At 69.1% G+C, this 13,834-nt stretch carries 10 protein-coding genes; 7 read left to right on the plus strand and 3 right to left on the minus strand.

Going from position 1 to position 13,834, the window contains the following annotated elements:
• Positions 1 to 32 precede the first annotated feature (32 nt).
• Complete coding sequence (locus QWY84_RS06935; protein WP_290201794.1) at positions 33 to 959, minus strand: methylenetetrahydrofolate reductase; 927 nt, start codon at positions 957 to 959, stop codon at positions 33 to 35.
• 331 nt (positions 960 to 1,290) lie between these two features.
• Between QWY84_RS06935 and QWY84_RS06940 the strand changes: the two genes are divergently transcribed.
• Complete coding sequence (locus QWY84_RS06940; RefSeq protein WP_290201795.1) at positions 1,291 to 1,812, plus strand: DUF5943 domain-containing protein; 522 nt, start codon at positions 1,291 to 1,293, stop codon at positions 1,810 to 1,812.
• A gap of 33 nt (positions 1,813 to 1,845) precedes the next feature.
• Here QWY84_RS06940 and QWY84_RS06945 read toward each other — a convergent pair whose 3' ends face one another.
• Positions 1,846 to 2,925, minus strand: a complete 1,080-nt coding sequence (locus QWY84_RS06945; protein ID WP_290201796.1) for a GlxA family transcriptional regulator — start codon at positions 2,923 to 2,925, stop codon at positions 1,846 to 1,848.
• 312 nt (positions 2,926 to 3,237) lie between these two features.
• Here QWY84_RS06945 and QWY84_RS06950 point away from each other — a divergent pair, with 312 nt between their 5' ends.
• The 6 genes from QWY84_RS06950 (at position 3,238) to cysQ (ending at position 12,165) form a co-directional block, all read left to right on the plus strand.
• A complete protein-coding gene (locus QWY84_RS06950) occupies positions 3,238 to 4,974 on the plus strand; it encodes a formate--tetrahydrofolate ligase (RefSeq protein ID WP_290201797.1) in 1,737 nt (578 codons plus the stop codon).
• Between the two features lie 101 nt (positions 4,975 to 5,075).
• Positions 5,076 to 6,083, plus strand: a complete 1,008-nt coding sequence (locus QWY84_RS06955) for an NAD-dependent epimerase (RefSeq protein ID WP_290201798.1) — start codon at positions 5,076 to 5,078, stop codon at positions 6,081 to 6,083.
• 17 nt (positions 6,084 to 6,100) lie between these two features.
• A complete protein-coding gene (locus tag QWY84_RS06960) occupies positions 6,101 to 7,444 on the plus strand; it encodes a UDP-glucose dehydrogenase family protein (protein WP_290201799.1) in 1,344 nt (447 codons plus the stop codon).
• 147 nt (positions 7,445 to 7,591) lie between these two features.
• On the plus strand, positions 7,592 to 9,358 hold the full coding sequence (locus tag QWY84_RS06965) for an SLC13 family permease (RefSeq protein ID WP_290201800.1): 1,767 nt from the start codon (positions 7,592 to 7,594) through the stop codon (positions 9,356 to 9,358).
• A 68-nt stretch (positions 9,359 to 9,426) separates the two neighbouring features.
• Positions 9,427 to 11,157, plus strand: a complete 1,731-nt coding sequence (locus QWY84_RS06970) for a bifunctional sulfate adenylyltransferase/adenylylsulfate kinase (RefSeq protein WP_290201803.1) — start codon at positions 9,427 to 9,429, stop codon at positions 11,155 to 11,157.
• A gap of 246 nt (positions 11,158 to 11,403) precedes the next feature.
• Positions 11,404 to 12,165, plus strand: a complete 762-nt coding sequence (gene cysQ, locus QWY84_RS06975) for a 3'(2'),5'-bisphosphate nucleotidase CysQ (protein WP_290201806.1) — start codon at positions 11,404 to 11,406, stop codon at positions 12,163 to 12,165.
• A 487-nt stretch (positions 12,166 to 12,652) separates the two neighbouring features.
• Here the strand turns inward: cysQ and galU are convergent, their stop codons facing one another.
• Positions 12,653 to 13,522, minus strand: a complete 870-nt coding sequence (gene galU / locus QWY84_RS06980; RefSeq protein ID WP_290201807.1) for a UTP--glucose-1-phosphate uridylyltransferase GalU — start codon at positions 13,520 to 13,522, stop codon at positions 12,653 to 12,655.
• Positions 13,523 to 13,834: the final 312 nt, after the last annotated feature.

A 13,834-nucleotide genomic window follows, 5' to 3' on the forward strand; every position in this document is an offset into this window, starting at 1 on the left:
CCGCGCCGGGCGCGGGGTTGTTCCGGGGAGGGCTACACCGAGTATTCCTGGGCGACTGCGCCGGCCATTGCCGGGCTCTCGGTCGGTTCCGCGTAGCGCCGGCACAGATCGGCGGTCACGTGGTTCACCCAGTTCAGGCTCGCATCCACCTGGTTGAAGGTGTTGATGTGGAAGCCGGCCAGATGCCTGCCCTGTGGGCCGTCGAAGGCCGGAACCAGCTCCTCGGCCAGATCGTCCGGACGGTAGGTGCTGCCGCCCAGGAGCCGCGACGCCAGGCCCGCCTGCCGCCGCAGCACGCGCGTGGATGCACCCAGGCCGATGCGCACCGCCAGGCCCATGAGGCGCTTGCGGTCGATCACCCCGGGCAGGCCCAGGTACACCGGCAGCCGCAACCCCGCCTCCTGCTCCCGGCTCAGCCAGTCCAGGACGGTGCGCGCCTCGAAGCAGATCTGGGTGACCGCGTAGTCGGCCAGGTCGTTCTTGGCGCGGAACGCCGCCGCCAGGTCCGGAGACGGAATGCTGGCGTGCGGCTCCGGGTAGGCCGGGACGCCGATGCGCCGCGGGCGGTTGCCGCTGTCGGCCATGGCGCGCAGCAGCTCCAGTCCTCCGGGGTACGGGCCGACCGGCTCGGCCGCGTCGCCGCCGACGACGAAGACCTCGTGCAGGCCCGCTGCGTGGATGCGGTCGACAATCCGCCGCAGATCGCCGCGGTCGCGCACCAGCCGGGCGGCCACGTGGGGGACGGCATCGTAGCCCTCGGCGGCCAGGCCCTCGGCGACCTCCAGGGTCGCGTCGATGCCGTGCTTCGGCGAACAGGTCACGGTCACGGTGGCACCCCGCGGCAGCCGGCGCGTCTCGTCCATGACGCCGCGGATCGGAATGACCTCGTAGCGAGGCTGTGCCAGGGCCTCGCAGCCCCGCGGCATGCCGGTGATCGTCTCCGCTGTTGCCTGCCACATGTTGTTGGTCCTCGGTCGGCAAGTGCGTGGATGCGGTGCAGCGTCCGCCGGTCCCTGCCGGCACGGCGCGTGCCTTCGATGGGGACACTAGCGCCGCGACCGGCGGCGTAACGCCCCCGGGACGACAGCCACTTGCCTGGCTGCGCCAGTGCCGGCCGGGGCGTCGCCGCGGGCAAAGACGGTGTCGTGCGGGCTGTCGCAGGCGAGCAAGGGACCGTCGCCCGCGGGCAGCGGGCCGGGAGACGCATTCACTACGGTGGAATCATCCGTGCGCCGGTGCCCGGCTTGCTCCGGGCACCGCCGAAGCAGCCCGCAGGGGCCAGGAGGGGACATGACCGCAACGTCCAGCGTACCCGTGGAACTCGATGCCTCCCGGGGCGAGTCGTGGCTGCACGGCAGCCCCGTGCTGATGCTGTCTCGCGCGGAGATGGCCCGCCTCCAGGGGGCCGTCGCCGGCGGCCCAGGCGAGGCAGCCTGGCAGGCGGCGGCGCGGCAGGCCGCGCGCGAGTGGTGCCGCGAGGAGGCCCGCGCAACCGGTGCGGACGGGGTGACGGTGCTGACGCGGTACCTGGACAGCCTCGCCCATCGCGGGTGGGGGCGCTTCGAGCTGCTCTATTGTCGCCCCGAGGACTGCGGCGCCGGGGTGCGGGTCTACAACTCGCCCTTTGCCGCCATCCCCGGTGCCCGGCCGCCGGCGTGCCGGACTTTCCTGGCGTGGCTGGAGGGGGCCATGGGCTGGGCCTGTCCGGATCCGGACTACGCCCCGGTCGCCGAGGAACGGTGCTGCGCCGCAGGCGGCGCCGAGGCCTGTGAGTTCGTCATCCGCCCGTCGGTGGCATCGGACGACGACTGAATGCCCGCGCCGTGGGGCGCGGGGTGCGCAACGCTATTCGACCTTGTCCAGCTGGGTGATCTCGCCGGTGTCCTCGATGGTGTCGGGGGTCACCGGCGTCACCTGGGGCCCGTTGGCCGAGCCGGACAGCAGGCGCTGCCGCCGCAGGCGGCGTTCCTCCGAGGGCGAGCGGCCCTGGCGCTCGTGGTAGCACTTGGTAAAGTGCGGCGGCGAGACGAAGCCGCACGCCAGCGCCACGTCGGTAATGGGCATCTCCGTTTGCAGCAGCAGCTGCCGCGCCCGGGCCAGGCGCAGGTCCATGTAGTAGCGCGTGGGCGCGCACCCCAGATGGCGCTGGAACAGCCGCTCCAGCTGCCGGCGTGACAGCCGGGCATGCGAGGCCAGCTCGTCCAGCGTCAGGGGCTCGTGGAGGTTGGCCTCCATGAGGGTCACGACCTCCACCAGCTTGGGCTGGCTGGTGCCGAGGCGCACCTTCAGCGGCGTGCGCTGGCGCTCGGTGAAGTCGCGGATGCGCTCGTGGAGATACTCCTCGGCGATGTTCTCGGCGAGCTGCGCACCGTGCTCCCGGGCGATGAGGGTGAGTATCATGTCCATGGGCGCCACGCCGCCGGAGCAGGTGTAGCGGTCCCGGTCCAGCACGAACAGCTCCGAGGAGAACTCCACCTCCGGGAACAGCAGGGCCTCGTGGATGCTGGAGATGTGCTCCCAGTGCAGCGTGCAGCGGTAGCCGTTGAGCACGCCCGCCCGCGCAAGGATGTAGCCACCGGTACACACCGAGCCCAGGGGAACGTGCCGCGTGCCCAGCCGGTGGAGCCAGGTAAGCACGTCCCGGTCCAGGTGCTCCTGCACATCGATGCCGCTGCACACGATGATCAGGTCAAGCTCCGGCGCCGTCCGCAGGCTGGCATCCGCGGCGACCTGCAGGTGGTTGCTTGCCGCCACGGGCTGACCGTCCCGGCTGATGATGGACCAGGAGTAGAGATCCCGCTCGGCGAGCTGATTGGCCATCCGCAGCGGCTCCAGCGCGGATGTAAAGGCCATGTGCGAGAACCCGGGGACCAGAAGGAACCCGATGCGCTGCGGGATGTTCGCCGGGCGGCCATTGTGCGGCATGGACGTCTCCTCCTTGCGGCCTGGTTGCCTGTCCCTTTTGACAGTTTCGGTGGAAGCACGTTTGTTTTCTGAACACGCATCGGAGTTATCCCGCAGCGACGTCCTCACCGCTTGTCTGTTAACGCCTCCCGGTTGCCCGGCGGCGGCGGAACGCCCCGAAATCCGTACTTTCCGCATCGCCTAAGTCTAGCAATCACGGGACATTGTCGCTGGCAAACGCGTGAACGGCGCCCACGAGTAATCGATTCGCCGCGGGTGCCCGGATAATCCCAGCTGCACGGTTGAGCACCAAGCGCCCGACGAGGAGGGAACATGGCAACGAGCATGAAAGAGGTGGAAGCGGCTGTCGCGGACGTGCCGCCGAGCAATCTGGAGATCGCCCGGCACACGCCGCGCCGGCCCATCGCGGAAATCGCGGCAGCCATGGGGCTGGATCCGGACCACGTGGAGCCCTACGGCTTCGACGTGGCCAAGATCGACCTGGCGGCGACGCATTCGCTGGCCGAACGGCCGCGGGGCCGATACGTCGTGGTTTCGGCGATCACGCCCACGCCCCTGGGCGAGGGCAAGACCACCACCTCCATCGGGCTCGCCCAGGGCTTCCACCATACCGGGCGCACCGCGACCGTGGCGCTGCGCCAGCCGTCCATGGGGCCGACCCTGGGGATCAAGGGCGGCGCCGCCGGCGGCGGCTACAGCCAGGTCGTTCCCATGGAGCGGATCAATCTCCATCTCACCGGCGACATCCACGCGGTGGCGGCGGCGCACAATCTGCTCGCCGCCATGATCGACAACCACCTGCATCACCGGCGCGGCGTGGATCTGGATCCCCAGCGCATCACCTGGAAGCGGTCCATGGACATCAACGATCGCTCCCTGCGCAACATCGTCTCCGGCCTCGGCTCACAGGCGGACGGCTTCACCCGGCAGACGGGGTTCGAGATCACCGCCGCCTCCGAGGTCATGGCGGTGCTCGCGCTGGCGGATTCGCTGAGCGACCTGCGCCAGCGCCTGGGGCGGATGGTGGTCGGCTACACCCGCAGTAACCAGCCGGTCACCGCCGAGGACATCGGCGCCGCCGGGGCCATGACCGTGCTGCTGCGGGACGCGCTCAAGCCCAACCTGCTGCAGACGGTGGAGCACACGCCCGCGCTCATGCACGCCGGGCCCTTCGGCAACATCGCCCACGGCAACTCCTCCATCGTCGCCGATCGCATCGCCCTGCACGCCAATGACTTCCTGGTCACGGAGGCGGGTTTCGGTGCGGACATGGGCGCCGAGCGCTTCTTCAACATCAAGTGCCGGGCGTCGGGCATGGAGCCGGATGCAGCGGTGCTGGTGGCCACGGTGCGCGGGCTCAAGTTCCATTCCGGGCGGTTCAGCGTGGTGCCGGGGCGGCCCCTGCCCGAGGCCATGACGGTGGAGAACCCGGACGACGTGCACGCCGGGGCGGCCAACCTGCGCAAGCAGATCGAGAACATCCGGGCCCACGGCATCTCGCCGGTGGTGGCGATCAACGCCTTCCCGTCGGACTTCGCCTCGGAGCACGCGGCCATCCGCGAGGTGGCCGAGGCCGCCGGCGCCCGGGTGGCGCTGTGCACCCACGTGCGCGATGGCGGCTCGGGGGCGGCCGAGCTCGCTGAGGCGGTGGCGGAGGCAGCGGAGGAGCCGAGCGAGTTCCGCTACCTGTACCCGGACGAGATGGCCCTGGACGATAAGATCAAGCGCATCGCCACGCGCATCTACGGCGCCGATGGCGTTGTCTTCAGCCCCGAGGCGCGCAAGCAGATCGACAGCTACCAGTACCAGGGCTACGGCGAGCTGCCGGTGTGCATCGCCAAGACCCACCTGTCGCTGTCGGCGGATGCCTCCCAGCAGGGGGCGCCGACGGGCTGGACCCTGCCGGTCAAGGAGGTGCGGCTGTCCGCCGGTGCCGGCTTTGTCTACGCCCTGTGCGGCGACATCCGGACCATGCCCGGCCTGGGCAGCGATCCGGCGGCGGCGCACATCGATATCGACGAGAACGAGCAGGTGGTGGGGCTCTTCTGAGCGGTAGCTGAAGCGACGCCGTCCCGGTACCATACGGACTCCCCGCCCGGCGCATACCCCAGCCGGGCGGGTTTCTCCGCGGGGACAGGGACTGGCGCAGCATGAAGGTACTGGTAACGGGGGCGGCGGGGTTCATCGGCTTCCACGTGGCACAGCTCCTGCTGGAGCGCGGTGACACCGTCGTCGGCCTGGACAATCTCAACGACTACTACGACGTCTCCCTCAAGGAAGCGCGCCTGGCGCGGCTCGAGCCGCATCCCGGCTTCCGCTTCGTGCGCCTGGATGTCGCCGATCAGGCGGGCATGATGGCGCTGTTCCGGCACGAGCGCTTCGAGCGGGTCATCCACCTGGCCGCCCAGGCCGGCGTGCGCTACTCCCTGGAGAATCCCCACGCCTACGTGGACAGCAACGTGGTGGGCTTCATGAACGTGCTCGAGGCCTGCCGCCACACGCAGGTCGAGCACCTGGTGTACGCCTCCACCAGCTCCGTGTACGGCGCCAATACGGCCATGCCGTTCTCCGTGCACCAGAACGTGGACCATCCCCTGTCCATGTACGCGGCCACGAAGAAGGCCAACGAGCTCATGGCCCATACCTACGCGCATCTCTACGGCCTGCCGGTGACCGGGCTGCGCTTCTTTACCGTCTACGGCCCCTGGGGCCGCCCGGACATGGCGCTGTTCCTGTTCACCCGGGCGATTCTCGCCGGCGAGCCCATCGATGTCTTCAACTACGGCAACCACCGGCGGGACTTCACCTACGTCGACGACATCGCCCAGGGCGTGGTGCGCGCAACGGATCACGTGGCCGCGCCGGACCCCGACTGGAGCGGGGATGCCCCGGATCCCGCCAGCAGCGCCGCACCCTATCGGCTGTACAACATCGGCAACAACCGCCCGGTGGAGCTGATGCGCTACATCCGGGTGCTGGAGGAGTGCCTCGGGCGCGAGGCGGACAAGCGGCTGCTGCCCATGCAGCAGGGCGACGTGCCCGATACCTGGGCGGACGCCGAAGAGCTGGTCCGTGACGTGGGCTACCGCCCGGATACGCCCGTGGAAGAGGGCGTACGCCGGTTCGTGGACTGGTACCGGGACTACTACCGGGTCTGAAGGAGGCAGCGACGCCCATGAAGATCACCATCTACGGTAGCGGCTACGTCGGCCTGGTGACCGGTACCTGCCTCGCGGAGACGGGCAACGAGGTCCTGTGCGTGGACATCGACGGCGACCGGGTGGCGCGGCTCAACCGCGGCGAGGTGCCGATCTACGAGCCCGGCCTGGAGGACATGATCACCACCAACCGCGAGGCCGGGCGCCTGCGGTTCACCACCGACGTGGGCGAGGCCGTGGCCCACGGCCTGTTCCAGTTCATCGCCGTGGGTACACCCTCCGACGAGGACGGCTCAGCGGATCTGCGCTACGTGCTGCAGGTGGCCCGCTCCATCGGCGAGCACATGACCGACTACCGCGTGATCGTGGACAAGTCCACGGTCCCCGTGGGCACCGCCGACCGCGTGCGGGCGACGCTGCAGGACGCCCTGGCCGAGCGCGGCGTCGACGTGCCCTACGCCGTGGTCTCGAATCCCGAGTTCCTCAAGGAAGGCGCGGCCATCAGCGACTTCATGAAGCCGGACCGCGTGGTGGTGGGCAGCGACGACCCGCGGGCCACGCAGCTCATGCGCGACCTCTACGCCCCCTTCGGCCGCAAGCAGGAAAAGGTCCTGGTCATGGACGTGCGCTCGGCGGAGCTGACCAAGTACGCCGCCAACGCCATGCTGGCCACAAAGATCAGCTTCATGAACGAGCTCGCCGGGCTGGCGGAGCGCCTGGGCGCCGACATCGAGGCGGTGCGTCACGGCATCGGCTCCGATCCGCGCATCGGCTATCACTTCATCTACCCGGGCTGCGGCTACGGCGGCTCCTGCTTCCCCAAGGACGTCAAGGCCCTGGCGCGCACGGCGCGGGACGTGGAGTACGCGCCCATGATCCTGGACGCCGTGGAAGCGGTGAACGCCCGGCAGAAGCAGGTGCTGTTCCAGCGGCTCCACGCGCATTTCCACGGCTACCTGGAGGGGCGCACCATCGCCATCTGGGGGTTGGCCTTCAAGCCCAATACCGACGACATGCGCGAGGCCCCCAGCCGGACGCTCATGGAGGCGCTGTGGCAGGCGGGCGCGCGCGTCCAGGCCTATGATCCCGAGGCCCTGGAGGAGACGCACCGCATCTACGGGGACCGGGACGACCTCACCCTGTACCGCCAGCCCTACGAGGCCCTTCAGGGTGCGGATGCGCTGGTGGTGTGCACCGAGTGGCAGCAGTTCCGCAGCCCGGATTTCGAGCGCATCCGCGACGGCCTGCGGCAGCCGGTGCTGGTGGACGGGCGCAACCTCTATGATCCGCGGCGGATGGTGGATGCCGGGTTCACGTATTATGCCATTGGCCGGGGGGAGAGCGTGGTCACGGCGATCTGAGCGCCATATTCCGTGCGCGCCTGACCGTATGACCATTCATTCCTTTCACTTCTAATCAGGCGCCGGTAGAGTCGCCGCTTTCCCCGCGATCGACGCGGTCGGCCCCGCCGGTGCCGACGCTGACGAAGTCCAGAGGAGCAAGCCGCCTTGGGTTGGGAGGCCTGGTTGACCATTGCCGTTGTCGCCGGTGTGCTGGGCGTGCTCGTGCTCACGCGGCTGGCGGCGGACATGGTCTTCCTCGGCGGCGTGGCCCTGCTGCTGGTCACCGGCGTGCTGGGCCCGGAAGAAGCCTTCGGCGGGCTGGCCAACCAGGGGCTGGTGACGGTTGCGGTGCTGTACGTGGTGGTCTCGGGAATCCAGGAGACCGGAGGCATTCACTGGATCGTCCAGCGGCTGCTGGGCCGTCCGCGGTCGCTGCCCGGCGCCCAGGTGAAGCTGATGGGGCCGGTGGCGTTTCTCAGCGCCTTTCTCAACAACACGCCGGTGGTGGCCATGCTCATCCCGGCGGTCAACGAGTGGGCCCGCAAGTTCGGCCTGTCCAGCTCCAAGCTCATGATTCCCCTGAGCTACGCGGCCATTCTCGGGGGGACCTGCACGCTCATCGGCACCAGTACCAACCTGGTGGTCAACGGCCTGCTGGCCGAGCGCACCGGTACCGGGCTGCGCATGTTCGACCTGGCCTGGGTCGGCGTGCCCGTGGCGGTGGTGGGGCTGGCGTTCATCCTGCTGACCACGCGCTGGTTGCTGCCGGAGCGCAAGCCGCCCATGAGCGGCATGACCGACCCCCGGGAGTACAGCGTGGAGATGCTGGTGGACCCGGACGGGCCGCTGGTGGGGCGCAGCATCGAGCAGGCCGGGCTGCGCCATCTCTCGGGCATGTTCCTGGCGGAGATCGATCGCGACGGCACGGTGCTGCCGGCGGTCTCGCCCAGCGAGAAGCTCCAGGCCAACGACCGGCTGGTGTTCGTGGGGGTGGTGGACTCGGTGGTGGAGCTGCAGAAGATCCGCGGCCTGACTCCTGCCACGGACCAGGTGTTCAAGCTCGAGGGGCATCGCTCCCAGCGCACCATGGTCGAGGCCGTGGTCTCCGGGAGCTGTCCGGTGGCGGGCCACACCATCCGCGACGGCGGTTTCCGCTCGCGCTACGATGCCGTGGTCATCGCGGTGGCCCGCAACGGCGAGCGCCTGGGCGGCAAGATCGGCGATATCGTCATCCAGCCGGGGGATACGCTGCTGCTGGAGGCGCGGCCGTCGTTCCTGGAGAAGCAGCGCAACAGTCGGGATTTCTTCCTGGTGAGCCAGGTGGAGGATTCCTCGCCGCCCCGCCACGAGCGCGCGCCGGCGGCCCTGCTGATGCTCGGGATCATGGTGGTGACCGCGGGGACGGGGCTGCTCAGCATGCTGGAAGCAGCGCTGGTGGCCGCGGCCGGCATGCTGGTGACCGGCTGCTGCAGCGTGGACAGCGCCCGGCGCAACATCGACTGGTCCGTCCTGCTGGTGATCGCCGCGGCCTTCGGGCTCGGCGTGGCCATGGACAAGACCGGGGTGGCGGCCGCCATCGCCCAGGGCGTGATCGGCCTGGTCGGGGATCAGCCGCTGCTGAACCTGGCAGCCGTCTACCTGCTCACCGCGGGCTTCACCTCGGTGATCACCAACAATGCGGCGGCGCTGCTGATGTTCCCCATCGCCCTGGCGGTCTCGGCGGACCTGGATGTCAGTATCATGCCGTTCGTGGTAGCGATCATGCTGGCGGCGTCGGCGAGCTTCGCCACGCCCATCGGCTACCAGACCAATCTCATGGTGTACGGGCCCGGGGGGTATCATTTCTCCGACTTCCTGCGCATGGGGCTGCCCCTGAACCTGGTGACGGCCCTGGTCGCGGTGGTCCTCATTCCCCTGATCTGGGGCTTCTGAACAGCGGCGCCCGGGCCGGGTCACGCGGGCGCAACGGAATCCGGAACGATTGCACGAGGTAACAAGCGATGACTGATGGCTGGAAGGACCTGACGCAGCCCCACGGAGGCACGCTCAGGGAGCTGCTGGTGGACGGTGCGCGCGCCGAGGAGCTGCGCCGCGAGGCGGCGTCGCTGCCGTCGTGGGATCTCACCGACCGCCAGGTCTGCGATATCGAGCTGCTGCTCAACGGCGGCTTCTCGCCGCTGGACGGCTTTCTGCGGCAGAAGGACTACGACCGCGTCTGCGCCGACATGCGCCTGGCCGACGGCACGCTGTGGCCGATCCCCGTGAACCTGGACGTGACCGAGGCCTTCGCCGGCGACCTCGGCCCGGGCGACCGCATCGCCCTGCGCCATCCCGAGGGCATGGTGCTGGCGGTGATGACCGTGGACGACCTCTACCGCCCGGACATGCGCAAGCAGGCCGAGCAGGTCTTCGGCGCCGCGGACGACGCGCACCCGGAGGTGTTCCGGCTGTTCCACCAGACGCACCCGGTGTACCTGGGTGGCCCCCTGGAGGGCATCGAGGCGCCGCCCCATCACACGTTCAACCAGCTGCGCCACACGCCCCGGGAGCTGCGCGACTGGTTCGCGAAGATGGGCTGGACCAACGTGGTCGCCTTCCAGACCCGCAACCCCATGCACCGGGCCCACGTGGAGCTGGCCAAGCGCGCCTCCCAGAAGGGCGAGGCGAACCTGCTCATTCACCCGGTGGTGGGCATGACCAAGCCCGGGGACGTGGACTACTTCGTGCGCGTGCGCTGCTACCAGGAGGTGATCAAGCACTTCCCCGAGCAGACGACCCAGCTCAGCCTCCTGCCCCTGGCCATGCGCATGGGCGGTCCGCGCGAGGCCGTGTGGCACGCCATCATCCGCAAGAACCACGGCTGCTCGCGCTTCATCGTGGGCCGCGACCATGCGGGACCGGGCAAGAACAGCCAGGGCGAGGACTTCTACGGGCCCTACGACGCCCAGGAGCTGGTGCGCGCCTACCAGGACGAGCTCGGCATCGTCATGCAGCCGTTCGAGGAAATGGTCTACGTGGAGGACATGGCCCAGTACGTGCCGCGCTCCGAGGTGCCCGAGGGCGCGCGCGTGCTGACCATGTCCGGCACCGAGCTGCGCCGGCGCCTTAAGGAGGGCCTGGAGCTGCCGGACTGGTTTTCCTACGCGGAGGTGATCGAGCGGCTGCGCCAGGCGTTTCCGCCCAAGAAGCAGCAGGGCTTCACGGTGTTCTTCACCGGCCTGTCGGGCTCGGGCAAGTCCACCATCGCCAACGTGCTCATGGCCAAGCTCATGGAGCACGGCACCCGGCCGGTGACGCTGCTCGACGGTGACCTGGTGCGCAAGCACTTGTCCAGCGAGCTGGGCTTCTCCAAGGAGCACCGGGAGATCAATATCCGCCGCATCGGCTTCGTCGCCAGCGAGATCACCAAGAACGGCGGCGTCGCCATCTGCGCGCCCATCGCCCCCTACCGGGCGACGCGCCGGGAGGTGCGGGAGATGGTGAGCCAGGGCGGCGGCTTCGTCGAGGTCTACGTGGCGACACCGCTGTCGGTCTGCGAGGAGCGCGACCGCAAGGGGCTCTACGCCAAGGCCCGCGCCGGCCAGATCACGCAGTTCACCGGCATCGACGACCCCTACGAGGAGCCGGAGCACGCGGAGGTGGTGGTGGACACGTCGCGCTATTCCGCCGACGAGCTGGCCCACCAGGTGATCCTGCACCTGGAGAAGCAGGGTTACATCGACCTCGATTGAGGTGTTGCATGCAGTACGCCGGCAGGGTGTTTGTCTTCGGGCTCCAAAGCTCCGCCTTATCCGCCGCTCCGGCCTGGCCGGCTGACAGCACATCCCTGTGCTGACAGCCGGTGGCCGCATCCCTGCGGCCGCCCCCTTCGGGCCGGTCGGCCTGCGCGGCGGGGCTCCGCTAGTCGCCCGAAGACAAACACCCTGCCGGCGTACTGCCTGCAACGATTTCGTTTCCGTCTGAAAATTGAGACCGTTATGATCAAACCTGATTTTGACGCCGTCATCGCCATCGCCCGCCGGGCGGGGGATGCCATCCTGGAGGTCTACGACGGCCCCGCGTTCGACGTCGAGACCAAGGACGACGAATCCCCCCTGACCGCCGCGGACCGCGCGGCTCACGGCATTATCGACCGCGAGCTGCAGGCCCTGACACCGGAGATCCCGGTTCTCTCGGAGGAGGGGGCCGACGTGCCCTACGAGGAGCGCCGCCAGTGGCCGCGCTTCTGGCTGGTGGATCCGCTGGACGGCACCAAGGAGTTCATCAAGCGCAACGGCGAGTTCACCGTGAACATCGCCCTGGTGGAGGACGGCGCGCCCCGGTGGGGCGTGATCCATGTCCCCGCCCTGGCCACCACGTACATCGGCTCCGTGGGCGAGGGCGCCTGGCGCAGGAGCGGCGACGGCGACTGGGAGCGCCTGGCGGTGCGCCCGCCGGCCGGCGGGCACGCGGTGGTGAAGAGCCGCTCCCACCCGACGGGGGAGCTCGCGGACTACCTCGAGCACATCGACGTGGCCGACGAGGTGCCGGTGGGCAGCTCGCTGAAGTTCTGCGCCGTGGCGGAAGGGCGGGCAACGCTGTACCCGCGCTTCGGGCCGACCATGGAGTGGGATACCGGCGCCGGCCACGCCATCGTCGAGGCGGCGGGCGGCCGCGTACGGCTGGCCGAGGACGAGACGCGGCCGCTGCAATACAACAAGCCGGATCTGCACAACCCGTTCTTTATCGTGTCGGCGTAAGGTGGTTGAAGTTGGCAGGTTCCAGTGAGAGCAAGACAGGCACGACGCTCGCGGAGCCGTACCGGCTTTCCGGGGTGTCGCGGCTGAAGCCGCTCCTACGGAATCCTGCGGCAGGCCTTGCCGGAGCCGGGTAGGAGCGGCGTCAGCCGCGACTGGCGCAAGAGCGATCCTGCGCTATGGAAAGTCGGGGCTGAAGCCCCTCCCACAGATGCTGCGCCAGGCGCTCCCGGAGCCGTGTAGGAGCGACGTCAGTCGCGACCTTCCAGGGCGTCAGATTCTCTGGGAAGCCGCGGCTGAAGCCGCTCCTACGGCGCTATTACGGCGCGCTCTTGCAGCCGTCGGCGCGACGCCCGTGGGAGGGGCTTCAGCCCCGACGCGCCGGGGGCGGGCACAAGGGCTTGCATCGTATCCCGCACGCCCTACGCTTTGACTGCCAACTGCCAACTGCCAACTGCCAACTGCCAACTGCCAACTGCCAACTGCCAACTTAACGGCTCTTCAGGTACTCCCCGAATGCCGCGCCCAGGTCCGGGTGCTGCAGGCCGTACTCCACGGTGGCCTTGAGATAGCCGAGCTTGCTGCCGCAGTCGTAGCGCTTGCCGGTGAACTCGTGGGCGAGCACCCGCTCCTGCCTGAGCAGCGCCGAGATGGCGTCCGTGAGCTGGATCTCGCCCTTGGCGTCCGGCACGGTGTGACGCAGCAGCTCGAAGATCGCCGGGGTCAGGATGTAGCGGCCGACCACGGCCAGATTCGACGGCGCCTCCGCCGGGGCGGGCTTCTCCACGATGGCGTCCACCGCCGAGACGCTGTCGGCGAAGTCGCGGGCACTGACGACGCCGTAGCTGCCCGTCTCCTGCATGGGCACGCGCTCGACCCCGAGCAGCGAGCACTGGTGCTCGTCGAACTCGCGGACCATCTGCGAGAGCACCTTCTCGCCCTGGCCGTCGATGAGATCGTCCGCCAGGATGACGCCGAAGGGATCGTTGCCGACGATGGGCTGGGCGCACAATACCGCGTGGCCCAGCCCCAGGGCCTCGCCCTGGCGGATGTAGATGCAGTTCACCCCTTTCGGCACCGTGCTGCGCACCAGCTCCAGCATCCGGTGCTTCTGCTTGGCCTCGAGCTCCATCTCCAGCTCGTAGGCCTTGTCGAAATGGTCCTCGATGGCGCGCTTGGTGCGGCCGGTGACGAAGATCAGCGTCTCCGCGCCCGCCGCCACGGCCTCTTCCACGGCGTACTGGATCAGCGGCTTGTCCACCACCGGCAGCATTTCCTTGGGGCTTGCCTTGGTGGCCGGCAGGAAGCGGGTGCCGAGGCCGGCGACCGGAAACACGACCTTGCGGATACGTTCACTCATGGCGGGCCTTCCCTGTAGGTGTCTGCGGGCTGAACGGCAACATACGGGGTTCGGGGCCCGGCGCGCAAGCAGTCGCGGGGCCGCGTCGCGAAGTGTTCAGTTGGCAGTTTTCAGTTTTCAGTGAGAGCAAGTCAGGCACGACGCTCGCGGAGCCGTACCGGCTTTCCGGGGTGTCGTGGCTGAAGCCGCCCCACAGAATCCTGCGGCAGGCCTTGCCAGAGCCGGGTAGGAGCGGCGTCAGCCGCGACCGGCGCAGAGCGATCCTGCATTCTGGCAAGTCGGGGCTGAAGCCCCTCCCACAGATGCTGTGCC

The sequence above is a fragment of the Aquisalimonas lutea genome, assembly GCF_030409225.1.
GTDB lineage: Bacteria > Pseudomonadota > Gammaproteobacteria > Nitrococcales > Aquisalimonadaceae > Aquisalimonas > Aquisalimonas lutea.